The 16,713-nt window shown below is 58.8% G+C and carries 15 protein-coding genes and 1 pseudogene; 10 read left to right on the top strand and 6 right to left on the bottom strand.

Going from position 1 to position 16,713, the window contains the following annotated elements; translation table 11 throughout:
- Positions 1-620 precede the first annotated feature (620 nt).
- Positions 621-1,477 (top strand): IS5 family transposase gene (locus tag B2J77_RS10780; protein ID WP_194286081.1). Its coding sequence is split into 2 segments (ribosomal slippage): positions 621-969 and positions 969-1,477, totalling 858 coding nucleotides; the frame shifts between segments, so codons are not numbered across the junction.
- A gap of 286 nt (positions 1,478-1,763) precedes the next feature.
- Positions 1,764-2,243: a carboxymuconolactone decarboxylase family protein gene (locus B2J77_RS10775; RefSeq protein ID WP_058639944.1), complete on the top strand. Its 480-nt coding sequence runs from the start codon at positions 1,764-1,766 to the stop codon at positions 2,241-2,243.
- Here the strand turns inward: B2J77_RS10775 and B2J77_RS10770 are convergent.
- Complete coding sequence (locus B2J77_RS10770) at positions 2,236-3,672, bottom strand: PLP-dependent aminotransferase family protein (protein WP_058639945.1); 1,437 nt, start codon at positions 3,670-3,672, stop codon at positions 2,236-2,238. The two genes, B2J77_RS10775 and B2J77_RS10770, sit on opposite strands and share 8 nt — an antisense overlap.
- 90 nt (positions 3,673-3,762) lie before the next feature.
- Between B2J77_RS10770 and B2J77_RS10765 the strand changes: the two genes are divergently transcribed.
- The 3 genes from B2J77_RS10765 (at position 3,763) to B2J77_RS10755 (ending at position 5,502) form a co-directional block, all read left to right on the top strand.
- Positions 3,763-4,245, top strand: a complete 483-nt coding sequence (locus B2J77_RS10765) for a GNAT family N-acetyltransferase (protein WP_058639946.1) — start codon at positions 3,763-3,765, stop codon at positions 4,243-4,245.
- Positions 4,246-4,275: 30 nt separating this feature from the next.
- Positions 4,276-4,941, top strand: a complete 666-nt coding sequence (locus B2J77_RS10760; RefSeq protein ID WP_078478612.1) for an FMN-dependent NADH-azoreductase — start codon at positions 4,276-4,278, stop codon at positions 4,939-4,941.
- 111 nt (positions 4,942-5,052) lie between these two features.
- The gene (locus B2J77_RS10755) at positions 5,053-5,502 is read left to right on the top strand and encodes a carboxymuconolactone decarboxylase family protein (RefSeq protein ID WP_058639948.1); all 450 of its coding nucleotides are present in this window, start codon (positions 5,053-5,055) and stop codon (positions 5,500-5,502) included.
- 265 nt (positions 5,503-5,767) lie between these two features.
- Here B2J77_RS10755 and B2J77_RS10750 read toward each other — a convergent pair whose 3' ends face one another.
- Together B2J77_RS10750 and B2J77_RS10745 are read right to left on the bottom strand one after the other, a co-directional pair.
- Positions 5,768-7,480, bottom strand: coding sequence for a CHAT domain-containing protein (locus tag B2J77_RS10750; protein WP_228385140.1), 1,713 nt, complete (start codon positions 7,478-7,480; stop codon positions 5,768-5,770).
- Between the two features lie 89 nt (positions 7,481-7,569).
- A pseudogene (locus tag B2J77_RS10745) lies at positions 7,570-8,414 on the bottom strand (IS5 family transposase); the annotation flags it as partial.
- Between the two features lie 413 nt (positions 8,415-8,827).
- Here B2J77_RS10745 and B2J77_RS10740 point away from each other — a divergent pair.
- On the top strand, positions 8,828-9,142 hold the full coding sequence (locus tag B2J77_RS10740; protein WP_058637775.1) for a hypothetical protein: 315 nt from the start codon (positions 8,828-8,830) through the stop codon (positions 9,140-9,142).
- Here B2J77_RS10740 and B2J77_RS10735 read toward each other — a convergent pair.
- Complete coding sequence (locus B2J77_RS10735; RefSeq protein WP_078479421.1) at positions 9,125-9,487, bottom strand: hypothetical protein; 363 nt, start codon at positions 9,485-9,487, stop codon at positions 9,125-9,127. The genes B2J77_RS10740 and B2J77_RS10735 overlap by 18 nt on opposite strands.
- 8 nt (positions 9,488-9,495) lie before the next feature.
- Positions 9,496-9,801: a DUF6482 family protein gene (locus B2J77_RS10730; protein ID WP_058604983.1), complete on the bottom strand. Its 306-nt coding sequence runs from the start codon at positions 9,799-9,801 to the stop codon at positions 9,496-9,498.
- A 240-nt stretch (positions 9,802-10,041) separates the two neighbouring features.
- Here B2J77_RS10730 and B2J77_RS10725 point away from each other — a divergent pair, with 240 nt between their 5' ends.
- The 4 genes from B2J77_RS10725 to B2J77_RS10710 all read left to right on the top strand — a co-directional run bounded on the left by B2J77_RS10725 (position 10,042) and on the right by B2J77_RS10710 (position 15,993).
- Positions 10,042-11,340 carry a DUF2254 domain-containing protein gene (locus B2J77_RS10725; RefSeq protein WP_078478611.1) on the top strand — a complete coding sequence of 433 codons (1,299 nt, stop codon included), beginning with the start codon at positions 10,042-10,044 and terminating at the stop codon, positions 11,338-11,340.
- A 271-nt stretch (positions 11,341-11,611) separates the two neighbouring features.
- Entirely contained in the window at positions 11,612-12,304 is a 693-nt protein-coding gene (locus tag B2J77_RS10720; RefSeq protein ID WP_078478610.1) for a DUF421 domain-containing protein, read from the top strand.
- A 158-nt stretch (positions 12,305-12,462) separates the two neighbouring features.
- Positions 12,463-14,724, top strand: a complete 2,262-nt coding sequence (locus tag B2J77_RS10715) for a TonB-dependent receptor (RefSeq protein WP_078478609.1) — start codon at positions 12,463-12,465, stop codon at positions 14,722-14,724.
- 261 nt (positions 14,725-14,985) lie between these two features.
- Entirely contained in the window at positions 14,986-15,993 is a 1,008-nt protein-coding gene (locus B2J77_RS10710) for a zinc-binding alcohol dehydrogenase family protein (protein ID WP_078478608.1), read from the top strand.
- Positions 15,994-16,016: 23 nt separating this feature from the next.
- Here B2J77_RS10710 and B2J77_RS10705 read toward each other — a convergent pair whose 3' ends face one another.
- Entirely contained in the window at positions 16,017-16,631 is a 615-nt protein-coding gene (locus tag B2J77_RS10705) for a thymidylate kinase (RefSeq protein ID WP_078478607.1), read from the bottom strand.
- Positions 16,632-16,713 lie beyond the last annotated feature (82 nt).

Genomic DNA, 16,713 nt, shown 5'->3' with positions numbered 1-16,713 from the left:
GCGAATACTGCGCGCAGCTGTTGTTCCTTCACACAAGCTCCCTTGAACTAAGCCTTCGATTATTGTTTTCGCATACATCGTTTTCACATTCGAGAGATGGTAAGCGGGGTCATCGGGCCGGGCAGTAACAGAAAATTGCCGCCTGTAAAACGTCAGACACCAGAATAAAGCTGTATATCCATACAGATAAGAGATTCACACCGTAAAAAGGCTCCCCTCCTTCAGCAGAAGCACTCCGTAGTCATAGCTCGAAGCCTTCGATGCCCTGAAGCCCAATGATTCCGGACGCTCCAGGCATTTATAAAGATTTTGTGCTGATACGAGCGCCCTCCTCCAAGGCGTCTTTGGAAGCCGTTCTGTACGCTGGCAAAACTAACGCTGTATGTGCGTACAGGGTATCCGTCATGTATTGCGAAGCCTAGATGACTGCGCCGGGAGCAGATTACTGATGAGGCCACCGCTCACCATACGCTCTCATTCCGGTGATTCAGGCATGATGGTAGATTGCCACTCTTGTAATCGGACTAGGCTCTGTCTGAAATCCCAAGAAACTGAAATGTGGCCGCGGAACAGCCTGGGTTCGGTACAGTCGCCGACCATCAACGGAAAGGAATTCTGTGATGGCAAAGCGTTATGAGCTCTCTGATGAAGCATGGGAGGTGGTCGCCGACCTCTTTACGGCAGTCCACGTCAGGGGCAGGCCCCGCAGCAGTGATCGCTTGATGCTCGATGGTGTTCTCTGGGTGCTCTGCTCAGGAGCAGCCTGGCGAGATATGCCCGAGCGTTTCGGGTCTTGGGCGACTGTCTATTACCGCTTCCGAGTCTGGCGAAACCGCGGAACGTTCGATCAGATGCTCAGACGATTGCACCTCAGACTCAATGACAAAGGCTTGATCGATCTCCACACCTGGATGATCGATTCGACCGCTGTTAGAGCAACCCGTGCTTCATCTGGAGCGCGGAAAAAAGGGGGCCTGACGAGCCTGCCGATCACGCTCTAGGCCGAAGTCGTGGCGGCCTGACAACCAAAATCCACATGCTCTGCGATGCCAACGGGATACCGTTGCGCTTTCTCCTCTCTGGCGGTCAAGCCAGTGACATCAGCTACGCACAACCACTGCTGGACGAGGTCAGCATTCCATCGAGCCGACGTGGCCGTCCGCGCAAGCGCTGTAAGTGGCTACTTGCCGACAAGGGCTACGACGCCGAAGCGCTACGCCGCTACTGCGACCAATATCGAATGCAGCCCGTCATCCCGTTGCGCTCGATGAAGCGCAAGCCCAAGCCTGGCTTACCCAGACTGTTCGACCGGCCCAAATACCGACAGCGCAACATCATCGAACGCATGTTTGGCTGGTTGAAAGAGAACCGCCGGATCGTCACGCGCTTCGACAAGCTCGCAAAAAGTTACGCCGCGATGGTTTCGCTGGCTTGTGTCCTGTGGTGTATGCGACGGCTTTTTTCAGACAGAGCCTAGGTGATACCGCATGCAAGTGGCCCATGAGTAACCTGCATGCAGGGGAGCATTGACCTTACTGACGACATCCTTCGAGGATGACCGTTTTCGACCCATGGCGGCCATTCGCGGAGGCCAATAAACGGCCTATTGCCCCCCTTCGACCCTATCGCTCGATAGGTGATCATGGCGCACTTCGATACAGATATGGCCTAGTTCGAAGCTACCATCTTGGCCCTGTGGGGCTATTCCAAGCGTTGCTACAGTGGGCTCCAACAACCATCCACCCACTACGAGCAACTACCCCATGAACAACCGCCTTGATTACTTCAAACTGTCTCCCCAAGCGTCCAACAAACTGGTGGAGCTCACCCTGCAACTGAGCAAGAAGCCGCTACTGGCCGATCTTGCCCACCTGATCATGTTGCGCGCTTCGCAGCTCAACGGCTGTTCGTTCTGCGTGGATATGCATGTGAAAGAGGCCAAGATCCATGGCGAGCGCGAGCTGCGTCTTCACCACGTGGCCGTCTGGCGTGAGTCACAGCTGTTTTCGCCAGCAGAGCGGGCGGCGCTGGAGTGGACTGAAGCCCTGACCCAACTGCCGCCTCATGGTATCTCCAACAGCCTGTATGCGAGGGCGCGTGAGCAGTTTTCCGAGCAGGAGCTGTCGGATTTGTCGTTCCTAATCGTCGCCATCAATGGCTGGAATCGCCTCAATGTGGCTTTCCAGGCGATCCCGGGCTCGTCCGATGAACTCTTCGGCCTGAACAAGGCCAACCTCAACTGAGTAACTTGCTGATCAACGCGCCAAGCTGCTCGCCTGGAGCAGTCGTGGCGCAGTTGGTAAAACTCAGGAGCAGACCTGACTGACGCTGCGATGAGGCAGCCCAGCGCGACAACGCTTGTACCGACATGCCCCTCGCCAGCACCTGCTCGGCCAGGGCGATGTCGCTTACGTCCTCCGGTAAACGCAGTACCAGGTGCATACCGCCTGGCGAGCGTTCCACCTGCATACCCTTCGGCAAACTCCGCTCCAGTGCTTCGATGGTCAATGCCCGTCGCTCGTTGTAGAGGCGGCGCATGCGTTGGATATGCCGAGCGAAGTGTCCCTCGGCAACGAACTCCGCCACCAAAGCCTGGGTAATTGACGGTGACCCGGCAGCAAACAAGGCCCGTCCGACGCGCTCGAACGCTGCCACCTGCGCCTGCGGCACCACCAGATAAGCCAGGCGAATACCGGGAAACAGCACCTTGCTGAAGGTGCCGGCATACAGCACGCGCCCATGGCGATCCAAGCTGGCCAGCGCTGGAAGTGGACGGCTGACGTAGCGGTACTCGCCGTCGTAATCGTCCTCGACAATCCAGCCACCGGTGCGGGCAGCCCAATCGAGTAGCAGTTGGCGGCGTGGCAGTGACAGTGCCATCGACAGCGGGCTCTGATGCCCTGGTGTCACCATGACAACCTGAGCAGCCCGAGAACCCGCGATGGCGTGTTCTACGTTCATGCCTTCTGCATCAACCGGCACCGCTTCCAGGTCCAGGCCGAACTGGCGAAGCACCTGGCGCGTAGTGGGATAGCCCGGGTCTTCCACCCAGGCGCACTCGCCTGGCTGCAACAGGGTATGTGCGACTAAGGACAGGCTATTGCGCCAACCGCTGGTGATAAACACCTGATGGGCACCGCAATCGATACCTCGGGACACCTGCAGATACGAAGCAATGGCGCTGCGCAACGCTGCCAGGCCGTGGGGTGCTGGATAGTCCAGATCTCCCAGACGCATCCCACGGAGATACCGAGCACCGAGACGCGCCCATATCTTGCGCGGAAATGCATCCAGCGCCGGCACCCCCATCTGGAACGGCAACAGCTGCGGTGGACGCCAGAGCGAATCAGGCGCGTCTTCGATCACTTGGCTGCTGACTGGCAATACGGTAGCCGCTGACACAGGCTTCTGCAGTTCAGGATTGATTACGGTGCCTTTCTGCCCGAGCGCCAGGAGGTACCCTTCGCTGGCCATCAGCGAATAGGCCAGTTCGACGGTGCCACGTGCCACCCCCAGATCCTTAGCCATGGCGCGCGCCGACGGCAAGCGGTCACCGGGTGACAACGTGCCAGCGGCAACGGCAGCCAGCACGCGGTCGTACAGTTGACGATACAGGGGCAAGGCGGACTGCTCTTCCAAGGGAGCAAAAGGCGGCTTGGGGGAGGTCATCATGGCCTAGTTCATATCCCATTTCTTGGCTCAATCAAGTGGGTCAATGGTAGTCCAATATAGCGCCATCACCTACTGATGAGGGCAACTACCATGAAATTCCCTTTGCACAACTTCATACCCAGCGTGCTCGACCTGGCCGACACCGCCCTGCGTCCCTTGGACAGCACCCATGACCTGTGCAGCGCATTCCCGGTAATGCAGCAATTGCGCCCTCATCTGATGAGCGAAGCCGACTTCGTCAGCCGCATCGAGCGTATGCGCCTTGAAGGCTATCGCTTGATCGGCGCTTATGACGCAGGCGTTCTTGTAGCACTGGCTGGTTACCGCTTTCAGGAAAACCTGGTCTACGGCGCATTCCTGTATGTCGATGACCTTGTAACCGCCGAGGCTCAGCGGGGTGGCCAGTGGGGATCGCGCTTATTGCAAGCCTTGGAACGACTGGCGCGCGCCAGCGGTTGTGCACGCCTTGTGCTCGACACGGGTTTGGCCAACGCCCGCGCGCAACGTTTCTACTTCCGTGAAGGCCTGTTGACGGGTGCACTGCGCTTTCAGAAACAGTTCGATACGCCATAACCCGCACGCACATCCAAGGAGGCGAACCTCATGACATCGTCACAACAGCCACTTGCTCCTTTGCGCATTCTTCGCCTGGTCGCCAGCCCCAATGCAGAGGCTTCGGAAAGTCTGAAGCTGTCCCAGCAGATCCTGTTCGCCTTTGCCACCGAGGCCGGCAGAAGGGGTATCCAGTTGACCGATTTAGACCTCAACACCGTGGCCCCAGTCGATGCCCCTTACGCCCAGGCATTAGCGAATCAGCGCGTAGTCACGGCAAGTGGGCGGGACAGTACGTTGAGCCGTTCCAACGAATTGATCGACCAACTGCAAGCCTGCGACGTACTGCTGATTGCCACGCCGATGCACAACTACAGCGTTCCCGCTCCACTCAAGATGTGGATCGACCACGTGGTACGCGTGGGCAAAACGTTCGTGGTCACCGCCAAAGGCAAAGTCGGAAATCTGAAGGATCGTCCGGTTTACGTCGCAATCGCTAGCGGGGGCTACATCAGCGGCCCACAGGCCCGTCAGCCGGACTTTCTGCGCCCCTACCTGTCCGCCGTCCTTGCCACCATCGGTCTCACTCAGGTGCATTACTTCACCGTTGAGGGTACCGCCAAGGGAGTGGAGTCACTGAATACTGGAAGGGCAACAGGGTACGGTGATGTGCAGGCGTACTTTGTTAGGCATAGCTGTCGAGTGGATCAAGTCTAAAGTCCGCTTCAGGGCCGACATCTATTCCAAGCGTTTAGATTTGCATCTCAACTGGGCCGCATGCCAACAAGCGGCCACGCTCTTCATCGCTCATACAAAGGAAAAGAAATCATGAATCGTCTCAATTGGTTTGAAGCTTCGCCTGGTGCAGCTAAGGCCCTCGGCGGCCTGCATCATTTCGTGACCACCGCGACAAATTTGCCAGCCTCGTTGATCCACCTCGTGTTTCTCAGAGTGTCTCAAATCAATGGCTGCGCTCATTGCATTGATCTTCACTCACGCGATCTGATCAAAGCAGGTATGTCAGTGGACAAGGTGCTGTTAGTACCGGTATGGCATGAAGCGCAATATTTGTTTGCGGATCAGGAGCGCTCAGCACTGGCTTGGGCGGAAGAAGTCACCAGGGTAAGCGAGACACAGGTATCCGACGAAGCTTATGCAGCCGCATCGGCGATGTTTGCACAAAAGGATCTTGTTGACCTGACAGCGGCGATTGCCGCAATGAATGCGTTCAACCGTATGGGCGTCAGCTTCCGACTCAAACCTGCGGCTAGGGCTTGATGACGTAGTGACTCGGCCTGGAGAGGTAATACTTCGGAGACGGCACCTCGCTCCTATCGCGTACCGTCTGCTTTAGGCCAATTGCTGCCCTTTCCGAACGACCGCTATGGGTCGAAAGCTGCCGTACGTGACAGGCCGCTATCGACCCAAAGCGTACGTTCGTGGAGGGCAGCAAACGGCCAGAAGCTGCCATTCACCTCAAGCCAGTGCCAGCCAGACTCCCCCCACTAGGCGATAACGCCATACCTAGACCCCGCCTAGTCGTTCATTTAGTAAGCAAAACATCTCCATATGCAGTCATTCCAAGCGAATATTGCGGACGCTCTCCGAGCCTACGGGCGACCTCCTCGTTGGCCCTTTTTGTCGCATGGAGAACTGTCGAGCCTGCTTCCCACTCTCGAAGGAATGGCTCAAGCCAGTTGTAGGTCACTTTTACGTCCAGCGGCCAAGGCGAAGCGATAACCACTCTGCACCCTTTGTCCAAAAGTAGCTTGGGCAGACCTACAGTTGTATTTCCCCAAGGGTGTTTGTCAATTCGGCCTCCGCTGCATACGAAAAGAATCACCACCTCAACCCCTGCAAGTGCAGCGGCGAGTGCTATAGGCGCCTCGAAGAGGCTATCTTCATCCCGAATACTATGGATGTACCGTCCCTCTGCAGTCAGCCCGCCATGCGCCGTAACCACTGCAAGCCCAGCATCAGACAAGTCAGGTGGAAGTCGCCGCCCAGTGTCGACGGTGAATCCGAAGTCTTCGAAGGTGCCACCAAGTCTTTCAAGCGCCTTGCCCAGCGTACCATTTGCCTCAGGGCCTTCTTGAGAAGAGATCCAAGCTCTTTTGCCGCTGCGCATACTGGTCCTAGCCATTGAGAGCCAGGTAAGCGAAGGCGTTATCCCTACCGCTGTCGTAGTGCCCAAGAAATATGGGAATCCCTCATCCTCAGGCGTCACTAGCCCGAGGTTCACGGTCAATTGCTGCAACATCGGTTCTGCTATCACCAAAAGCGATGCGGGGGCAGGAAGCCGCACATCTAACCGCTCCATCGTGATAAAGAACTCGTTGTCTCCATCCGCCGCATCAACATAGCCATATTGGCGCGGATAGTCCTCCAGCCACGCTAGCATCCGCAAACGGAAGGAACGGTCATGCCGAGGTTGCTCAATGAACTGAACGTGTCCGTTGGAAGCGTGGGTTACGACCAGCTCGCCGGCACTGTCCAGCCCCAGAAAAACCACATCTAGGCCCGCGCTGTTAAGCGACTTCGCATAGTGGGCTGGCCAACCAACTTCCATAGCAGGCGGGTGCGCTGGCAATGCAACAGCGTGATCCGCGAGAAGCTCGACGGCTAGCGCTTTGTCCTCCGCAGAGGCAGGTCGTCCAACTTGGTCGTTCAATAGTCGACGAGCCGCCACTCCAACAATGTCAAAATCACCGGCGGCATCTGCTGCATAGAGCGCTCGCTGCACTTGATTGAACATTGCGGTAACGTCCGCCGCAGATGGCGCGTCAGATGAGACAGTTTCCACCAATTGAGAAGCCTGCCGTCCTAATAACGCGAGCCCGGCCTTCAGCAGGTCGAGAGTGCTTTCGTCTACCTGTACAGCTGCTGCTTTGGCTTTCTGAACCGCCTGCCCCAACATGACTACCAACGGGAGTAGTAAGCTTCGGTCAGTCATGGCGCGTTCACAACCGTTAGACAACCCACTCACAATCGCTGCGATTTCGTCATTCTGGCTGCTGCCGACCTCCATTAGCCGAAGGCTCATTTCAATTGCTACGATTCGAGGATCGTTCTCCGCATCGAGCCCTAGATCGCCCGCTAGCTTTTTTAGTGTTGGCAGAAAACCACGTGCTATTTGGAATAGCCCAAGGTCACGCAGAACGCGGATTGCCGCATGAACCTCTTGCCAGAGGTCGGCCTTGCTCACCGGGGCATTGGTAGCCAAGGCACATGCGAGCCCGACTAATGCCTCAGCCATATTGCGGCAGCGGTGACAGGTATCTGCGAAGCCCAGCCAAGCCAGCCTCTGGCGGAGCGCATTTCCCTGCCCCAGCACGAGGCTCTGTCTGAAAAAAGCCGTCGCATACACCGCAGGACACAAGCCAGCGAAACCATCGCGGCGTAACTTTTTGCGAGCTTGTCGAAGCGCGTGACGATCCGGCGGTTCTCTTTCAACCAGCCAAACATGCGTTCAATGATGTTGCGCTGTCGGTATTTGGGCCGGTCGAACAGTCTGGGTAAGCCAGGCTTGGGCTTGCGCTTCATCGAGCGCAACGGGATGACGGGCTGCATTCGATATTGGTCGCAGTAGCGGCGTAGCGCTTCGGCGTCGTAGCCCTTGTCGGCAAGTAGCCACTTACAGCGCTTGCGCGGGCGGCCACGTCGGCTCGATGGAATGCTGACCTCGTTCAGCAGTGGTTGGGCGTAGCTGATGTCACTGGCTTGACCGCCAGAGAGGAGAAAGCGCAACGGTATCCCGCTGGCGTCGCAGAGCATGTGGATTTTGGTTCTCAGGCCGCCACGACTTCGGCCTAGAGCGTGATCGGCAGGCTCGTCAGGCCCCCTTTTTTCCGCGCTCCAGATGAAGCACGGGTTGCTCTAACAGCGGTCGAATCGATCATCCAGGTGTGGGGATCAATCAAGCCTTTGTCATTGAGTCTGAGGTGCAATCGTCTGAGCATCTGATCGAACGTTCCGCGGTTTCGCCAGACTCGGAAGCGGTGATAGACAGTCGCCCAAGACCCGAAACGCTCGGGCATATCTCGCCAGGCTGCTCCTGAGCAGAGCACCCAGAGAACACCATCGAGCATCAAGCGATCACTGCTGCGGGGCCTGCCCCTGACGTGGACTGCCGTAAAGAGGTCGGCGACCACCTCCCACGCTTCATCAGAGAGCTCATAACGCTTTGCCATCACAGAATTCCTTTCCGTTGATGGTCGGCGACTGTACCGAACCCGGGCTGTTCCGGGGCCACATTTCAGTTTCTTGGGATTTCAGACAGAGCCTAGTACCTTCGGTTGACAAACTGCAGCGTGGGCAGACCAAGCGGCAGCCGCCATCCAAGTACCGTCTGCCTATGCTGCGATGGTCGAGCAACTGCTCGATCACTGCATTGCATTGGGTGAGCGGCGATACCTCTTCGGTACCATAGCGGGCGGCAAGTTTTGATCGGCTATCGGCTGTCATACAATTCCTCCAGAACGATAGGAGGCTATCAAAAAACGGCCACGCGCACATAATGGGTGTTGTAGTCTCTGAGCCTAATGGCTGGCTCAAGTGCCATGGGCTAACTGACTTGCAACCCAATCGAGTACGGACCATCAGCGTGACAACACCTTCCCTGGCAACTCGTGAGGTCTACCAGATATTGCGCGATATCGCCCTCGGGATCCGGAACTTACAGCGCGTAAGCGAACCAAGCTGGACAGAAATAGCCTGTGGATCCATGACCGTGCAAGCAGACGGCTGGATACTCACCTTGCGCAATGAAGCCGGCGCGTTAGATCACCTCATCAGCTGTTTCAGCCCCGACGGCCGTGTTTACGCGTTAAACACCCATCACCACTACGGCACCGACCCGGTTGCGTTGATGAGCACTTGGGAGCACGCCCAGTTGCTGCGGTTACTCGGCGCGGCCTAGCCCCTGTACGGAAAGCTTTGCTACCGTCCGTTCCCAGCACTGTGCGATCTCATCACCCACCGCCCCGCAGCGCGCAACTGCCGGCTCGAACGGCCGCACCTTAACGTGCTCGGTCAAGAACTCATCCGTCCAGCCTGCCCACTCACCGGCCACGGACCTGAGGTTCCAATGCAATGCCGGGTATAGTTCATGCCACAGGATGCTGTGCAATTGATCAAGCGTGTAGGGGCTCTGGGCCACGGCCCTAGCCACCCACGCCAGGCTCGACTCTGTCAGTTCGGTGTCCAGAAAGAACTGCGACAGGGCTTGCCAGGCTTGCAGGCGGCTCTGGTCTATCGTTTGCACCGACTGAGCTACCACTGCTCTGCCAGGGTCACGGGGACGCGCAGCGGCGCCAGGGGACCATCGCGCTGGCCGCACATCTCGTCATGCACCACATGCTGCACCAGCATGCATGGCACAGGCGGCACATCGGCCAGTAGCTCGCGCAGCTCCGTCATCGACCGCAGGCGCACCGCCTGCCCCTGGGCATCGCTGAACGTCTGCGGACCGTCGGCCGTCAACGCACGCAGTACGTAAAAACCGCCTTCGAGCGACAGCAGTTCGAGTTCGTTGACGGTGCCGGCAGTGGCCAGTTGCTTCAGTTGCTCTAGGTTCATGGCTAATACTCCATCCGGCAGGCGCTGCCTGCATCGGGCTTGATGGATAACGTCGAGCGCTCGCACTTATACAAATCTAGCGCCTTGTATAAGGATACCGCAGCGCTGCCGTCGTTCCGTCTCGTTTGCAAAACCCGAACACGGGTCGCGAAACTATCTGCACCCACTTGAACTCAATCGTGGCGATGCCGCAGTGCTTCATCCTGCACGCGGCCTACCTACTGAGGAAGATTGACCACCATGATCGCTCGCTGGCGTTGGGCACTTGCGCAAACGACGAAAAGGCTATGGTTTCGCGCCAGCCTGTTTTCCCTGATCGGTGTACTCACCGCGCTGCTGGCCATTGCCTTGCGCGACATGGTGCCGGCATCGTTGCCGGCGAAAGTCGGGGCGGACTCGGTCGACAAGATCCTGGGCATCATTGCCTCCAGCATGCTGGCGGTGACCACGTTTTCGCTCAGCACCATGGTATCGGCCTACAGCGCCGCCAGCAGTGGCGTGACACCTCGCGCGACCAGCCTGGTAATGGAGGACGCCACGACTCAGAACGCCCTGGCGACGTTTATTGGCTCTTTTCTGTTCAGCCTGGTGGGCATCATCGCCCTGAGTACGGGCATTTATGGCGCTCAGGGCCGTGTAGTGTTGTTTGCAGTGACCTTGGTGATGATTGTACTGATCGTGTACACCCTGCTGCGCTGGATTGATCACTTGTCCAAACTTGGCCGCGTCGGGGAAACCATCGACCGCGTGGAGGACGCGGCTCTTGCAGCGCTCAAGCGCCGTGCGCAGTGGCCTTACCTGGGGGCACAACCCTACACGGATGCTACGCAGGTTGACCCGGACGCAGTGCCGATTCCCTGCGATGACATCGGTTATGTACAACACGTCGATGTCAGCGCCCTCGCCCACGCAGCCGACAAGTACAATGCCGTGATCTACCTGGAAGTGCTGCCGGGTAGCTTCGTGCATCACGGTACGGTGCTGGGGCGCGCCGTGTGCAGCGTTCAGGCAGGCAATACCGCAGAACTTGAAGCTGAGATTCTGGCTGCAGTGACCCTCGGTGCACGGCGCACCTATGGCCAGGACCCGCGCTTCGGGCTCTCGGTGCTGGCAGAGATTGCATCCCGCGCATTGTCTCCCGCCACCAATGACTCTGGCACGGTCATCGACGTTATAGGCCGTGGGGTACGCTGCTTTTCCACATGGGCACGGCAAGCGCCGGATACAACGACCGATGGCCAGTTTCAGAACGTGCATGTGCGCGGTTTGACGGTCGACGACATGTTCGATGACTTCTTCACCCTGATTGCACGGGACGGTGCCGGCTTGCTGGAAGTGGACATCCGCTTGGTAAAGGCCCTGGCGAGCCTGGCCCGCATCGCGCCTGATCGTTTTGGCCAAGCATGCATCGCGCATGTGGATTTGTTGCTCAAGCGGGCCGAGGAGGCATTATCATTGGAAGAGGACAAGCAGCGATTGCGGGCGTTGGTCCAGAGTCTGGAATGGCCCAGCGCGACCGTCTTGAAAGCCACTTCATAATCTGACCGTTCATCACCTTTTTCGCCTAATTCAACGCTCCACAGAATGGGGACTTTTATTTCACCGAATTTTCACGTTGCCAAGTGGATTATCAACTCATCCCCATGAGAAAGACTTAAGCCCGACTAGCAGCGGGCTTTCTTTTGCCCGCTCGAAAATCCCCCTCCTGTAAATGCCACCCTCCCTTGCTCGGCCCATGGCGACGCCCACGCTGAACCGTGGCTATTACCCTCAGGTCAATTGATCACAAGGTGGAGATGAGGGGCGCTTGATGGAGTCATTCGATCTGCAAAGGATGCTGCTGGGTGACTTGCCTGTCACGTTTCTGATGGAAGTGATGATGCGCGTGGTTGCGGCCTTTCTCGCCGTGTTTCTGTTTCTGAAGTTCAGCGGCAGGCGTGGCATCAAGCAGCTTTCGCGCTTCGAACTGGTCGTTATCCTCACCTTGGGTTCGGCCGCCGGCGATGTGACCTTCTACGAAGATGTGCCATTGCTGCCGGTGGCCGTGGTGTTCGTCACGCTACTGCTCCTGTATCGCGGTACGATCTACCTGATGCGCCGGAGTAAGACGTGCGAAGCCTGGATCGACGGCCTCCCGATCACTGTCGTCAAGGACGGGCAGTACGAAATTCACTCATTGCGCAACCTGAACATATCCTCCAACGAGTTGTTCATGGAGTTGCGCCAGCAAGGGGTTGAGCACCTGGGCCAGGTGCGGTTGGGTTTGCTTGAGACCGACGGCGAACTGAGCCTCTACTTCTACGAAGCCGAAGACACTCAGCCGGGACTGTCAGTGCTGCCACCTGAACACCGCCTGGAATACGACGCCCCACCTGCAGCAGGTTTGTATTGCTGCGTCAGTTGTGGTCTGCCGGTACAGCATCAACTTCATGACGTCATTGCCTGCCCGCGCTGTGGCCATCGCAGTTGGTCACTCGCCCTGATGACCACCCGCACCCGCTAGTGGCCGGCACCCACGAGATCCGTAAGCAACCATCGAGTTACAACTTGGGCCCGGCGATGCAAACAAAAGCTTAGCGATAACGATTCCCACTCGCTATAATTCTGCACCTTGCTGCAAGGCCATTTCCTGTCGTCCCAATTCCTTCATCAGGTTCTCACATGCCCGTCCCAAATTTTGCCCGCAAGCCTGCGTTGCACACTGTCGTCTGGTTGCCCCTGGGGTTGGTCGCAAGCGTGGCGTCACCGCTCACACTTGCCCAGAACACACTGGAAATCCCGGTGCCGGTCGCACAGCCCGTGAATGCGGCCGGCGCCACCGGTACGGTTCTGGAGCTTGAAGAAACCGCAGTCTCGGCCAGCGCCGACGCCTCCAGGGATGGCTTGGTACCCGAATATGAAGGGGGTCAGGTAGCCCGCGGTGGGCGCGTTGGCATCCTGGGCAACAAGGACTACATGGAGACGCCCTTCACATCCACCTCCTATACCAATCAACTGATCCAGGACCAGCAGGCGCACAGCATCGCGGACATTCTGCAGAACGATCCTTCCGTCAGAGTCGCCCGTGGCTTCGGCAACTTCCAGGAACTCTATGTCATGCGCGGCTTCCCGCTGTATTCCGATGACATCGCCTACAACGGCCTCTATGGCCTGCTGCCGCGTCAATATGTGGCGGCGGAGTTCATCGAGCGGGTCGAGGTATTCCGCGGGGCCAACGCCTTCCTCAACGGCGCTGCCCCCGGCGGCACCGGCATCGGCGGCGCCATCAACATCCTGCCCAAGCGCGCCCCGAACGAGCCCCTCACCCGGCTGACCGCTGGCGTTGAAAACCGGGGCTTCGGTACCGTTTCGGCCGACGTGGCGCGGCGCTTTGGGGAGCAAGACCGTTTTGGCGTTCGCGTGAACGTGGCCAAGCGCGACGGGGAGACGGCGGTACAGGACCAGGACCGCTCCCTGGACATGTTCGCCCTGGGCCTGGACTACCAAGGCGAGCGCCTGCGGCTTTCGGCCGACATCGGCCACCAGTACCATTTCATCGATAATCCGCTGCCCAGCGTCACCCCTACAGGCCGCGTACCCAGCCCGCCGGATGCCGACAAAAACTACGGCCAGCCCTGGACGTACTCCAAGGAGAAGCAAACATTCGGCACCTTCCGTGCCGAGTATGACCTCTCCGATGCACTCACCACCTGGGCTGCCATCGGCATGCGCAAGGGGGAAGAGAAGAACGTGCTGGCCAACCCCTCCTCCGACGCCAACGGCGTGACCCGTTCGACGCGCTTCGACAATTACCGGGAAGAGACCGTGGCCACCGGTGAGGTGGGCATGCGCTACACCCTGCAAACAGGTCCGGTGTCGCATCAGTGGGTGCTGTCCGGCTCGATGTTCGACAACAAGGACCGCAATGCCTGGGCGGGTAATTTCGGTGGTTTTGCCAACGATCTCTATGACCCGGTGTATGTCGCCAAGCCCGACAACACCAGTTTCAGTGGCGACATGTCCGACCCACATGTGACCGCGAGAACCCGTACCCAAAGCCTGGCCATCGCTGACACTCTAGGGTTCTTCAATGATCAGTTGCTGATCACTCTGGGGGCTCGTCGGCAAGGGCTGGACGTGACAGGTTACGACTACAATTCCGGCGACAAGACATCCAAGTACAAACGCTATGAAACCACGCCGGTTGCCGGCGCGGTGTATCAAATCAACGAGCAGTTCTCGGTATACGCCAACTACATCGAGGGCTTGACCAAGGGCGATACCGCCGGCGCCACCACTACCCTGCCTGACGGCTCCAGAGCGCCGGTGCTCAATGCCGGCGCCTCCCTGGCGCCCTACGTGGCCAAACAGACCGAAGTGGGCGTGAAGTATGACGGTGGAGGCCTCGGTGGCAGCCTGGCGGTGTTCGAGACGCGCAAGCCGGTCGGCATCGTCGAGGACCAGGTCTTCAAAGAAGGCGGCGAACAACGCAACCGCGGGATCGAGTTGTCGGTGTTTGGCGAGCCGACGCCCGGCGTGCGTCTGCTCGGCGGCGTCACCCTCCTCGATGCTGAGCTCACCAAGACCCAGAACGGTCAGGACGACGGCAACCAGGCCATCGGCGTGCCCAAGACCCAGGCCAACATCGGTGGCGAATGGGACGTGCCAGGTGTGAACGGCCTGACCCTGACCAGCCGAGTGGTCTACAGCGGCCGTCAGTACATCAACAATGCCAATAACCTCGAGATCCCTTCATGGACGCGGCTGGACCTGGGGGCCCGCTACGGCTTCAAGGTCGACGAGAAGGATGTCACCCTGCGTGCGCGTCTGGACAACGTGGCCGGTCGTGACTATTGGGCTTCCGCTGGTGGGTATCCAGGCTCGAACTATCTGGTACTCGGTGCGCCACGTACGCTGTCTCTAAGTGCGTCGGTCGATTTCTGACCGCGCAGGTCGCACGACCTGCCCCCCCCTACGGCAAGCGTTGTGCCATGCACCGCTTCAGGGCTGCTTCGCAGCCCGTCGCCGTCAGGCCGGGCCCCTCACAACTTAGAGCCAATGCAGGCCTCAGGTTTGAATCTTCGCGCATCGACTACCCTCCCGTTTTCACTCCTGAAAAGAAAGTATTAATCCTCTAAGCCTGTTTTTCTTCACAAACGATAGGAATAGCCTAGGCAGGTACCTTTTCACTCAAGGCCCTGCCCCATGAAATCTGTCGTTTACTCGCAGCCCGGCTTGCCGCTGCAAGACCCTCAATCGCTCTATGATGCAGACCTGCCCAAACCGTCCCCCGGTGCGCGAGACCTGCTGGTCGAAGTCAAGGCCATCGCAGTCAACCCGGTCGATACCAAGATTCGCGCCAGCCGTGGCGGTGACCAGCCACAAGTGCTGGGCTGGGATGCGGTCGGTATTGTCCGCGAGGTGGGCGAGCAGGTGACGCTGTTCCAGCCAGGGGATGAGGTGTTCTACGCCGGCGCCATCGACCGCCCCGGCTGCTACAGCGAATTCCATCTGGTAGACGAGCGCATCGTCGGGCGCAAGCCGTCCAGCCTGGATGCTGCCAGCGCCGCCGCGCTGCCACTGACGTCCATCACGGCGTGGGAGCTGCTGTTCGACCGCTTGCGCCTCGAAGAAAACGGCGGTCAGGGTCAGCACCTGCTGATCATCGGCGCTGCCGGTGGGGTGGGTTCAATCCTGGTGCAATTGGCTCGCCAATTGACCGGGTTGACCGTGATCGCTACCGCATCCAGGGCCCACACCCAAGCCTGGGTGAAGGACCTGGGCGCACACCTGGTCATCGACCACTCGTCCCCGCTGGCCACCCAGCTCAGCGCACACGGTGTTGAAGCGGTCGATCACGTCATCAGCCTGACCCATACCGACACCTACCTTGAGCAACTGATCGAGGTCCTGCGCCCGCAAGGGCAGCTTGCCTTGATCGATGACCCGGCGCAGCTGGATGTGGTCCCACTCAAGCGCAAATCCTTGTCGCTGCACTGGGAGCTGATGTTCACCCGCTCGCTCTATCAGACGCCCGACATGATCAAGCAGCACCAACTGCTCAGTCGTATCAGCGAGATGGTCGACAGCGGTGTGCTCAAGACAACGTTGGGTGAACACTTCGGGACGATCAATGCGAGCAACCTGAAACGGGCGCACGCGGTCATCGAGAGCGGCAAGGCCAAGGGCAAGATTGTGTTGGAAGGCTTCTGAGCACGGCGGCTCGAGGGTCGCGTTCAGGCGTGCAACAGCGGCGTGATGGACTCCATCAACTGGTCGACTGCAGCCGTCACGGTGCCGTCATTCTGACAGAGCAGCCAGCCGTGCTTGTTTGCAGCACGGCTGAACGCCTGGGTGCTTGCGATCTGCTCCTGCAAGGTATGCATCACCGTGCTGCCCAGGCCCCGGCGGCGTGCCGCCGCCCTCGCCCAGGACGTTTGCGCTGTGGTGAGCAGCGCAATGTTCAGGTCAGGCACCTGCACGCCGTGTTCGATGTTCAACCGCAAAACCTGATCGAACGGCACGGTTCGGCGAAACGCTGCGTCCGAGGGGTACCAACGGTCGATCAGAACAATGCTGTCGCCAGGTTGACGCGGCAGTACGTGCCGGGTGATCCAGGCGCGACTTTCGGCCAGTTGTTCGCAGACCTGCCACTCAAGTGCTGGCGAAGGCTGCCTAGCCAGCTGATTGACCAACGCCATGGTCTGCGCGCGCTGTGGATCATTGTTGCGCTCACACAGCCTGACCACCTTGTTGCCCTGGGCTCGCAACGCCTGGGTCAGTGCTTCGAGCAGCGTGGTCTTGCCAGTGCCCTTGGGGCCATCCATAGCGATGAAAAGCGGACGACTCATGCGCGTTTACCTTCACAATCATGGGGCGCATGAAACCACCGAAGCCTGTCATGCACAAGGGCGGGCACCTGGTGCAGACGAC

The sequence above is a fragment of the Pseudomonas parafulva genome (assembly GCF_002021815.1).
GTDB lineage: Bacteria > Pseudomonadota > Gammaproteobacteria > Pseudomonadales > Pseudomonadaceae > Aquipseudomonas > Aquipseudomonas parafulva_B.
Note: the sequence above shows the minus strand (reverse complement) of the source record. Positions and strands in the feature narration are given on the sequence as shown.

Excerpts from the sequence above, each read along its gene's own strand:
- B2J77_RS10775 (WP_058639944.1), top strand. The coding sequence starts at position 1,764 with ATGAACAACCGCCTTGATTACTTCAAACTGTCTCCCCAAGCGTCCAAC.
- B2J77_RS10770 (WP_058639945.1), bottom strand. The coding sequence starts at position 3,672 with ATGATGACCTCCCCCAAGCCGCCTTTTGCTCCCTTGGAAGAGCAGTCC.
- B2J77_RS10765 (WP_058639946.1), top strand. The coding sequence starts at position 3,763 with ATGAAATTCCCTTTGCACAACTTCATACCCAGCGTGCTCGACCTGGCC.
- B2J77_RS10760 (WP_078478612.1), top strand. The coding sequence starts at position 4,276 with ATGACATCGTCACAACAGCCACTTGCTCCTTTGCGCATTCTTCGCCTG.
- B2J77_RS10755 (WP_058639948.1), top strand. The coding sequence starts at position 5,053 with ATGAATCGTCTCAATTGGTTTGAAGCTTCGCCTGGTGCAGCTAAGGCC.
- B2J77_RS10750 (WP_228385140.1), bottom strand. The coding sequence starts at position 7,480 with ATGGCTGAGGCATTAGTCGGGCTCGCATGTGCCTTGGCTACCAATGCC.
- B2J77_RS10730 (WP_058604983.1), bottom strand. The coding sequence starts at position 9,801 with ATGAACCTAGAGCAACTGAAGCAACTGGCCACTGCCGGCACCGTCAAC.
- B2J77_RS10725 (WP_078478611.1), top strand. The coding sequence starts at position 10,042 with ATGATCGCTCGCTGGCGTTGGGCACTTGCGCAAACGACGAAAAGGCTA.
- B2J77_RS10720 (WP_078478610.1), top strand. The coding sequence starts at position 11,612 with ATGGAGTCATTCGATCTGCAAAGGATGCTGCTGGGTGACTTGCCTGTC.
- B2J77_RS10715 (WP_078478609.1), top strand. The coding sequence starts at position 12,463 with ATGCCCGTCCCAAATTTTGCCCGCAAGCCTGCGTTGCACACTGTCGTC.
- B2J77_RS10710 (WP_078478608.1), top strand. The coding sequence starts at position 14,986 with ATGAAATCTGTCGTTTACTCGCAGCCCGGCTTGCCGCTGCAAGACCCT.
- B2J77_RS10705 (WP_078478607.1), bottom strand. The coding sequence starts at position 16,631 with ATGAGTCGTCCGCTTTTCATCGCTATGGATGGCCCCAAGGGCACTGGC.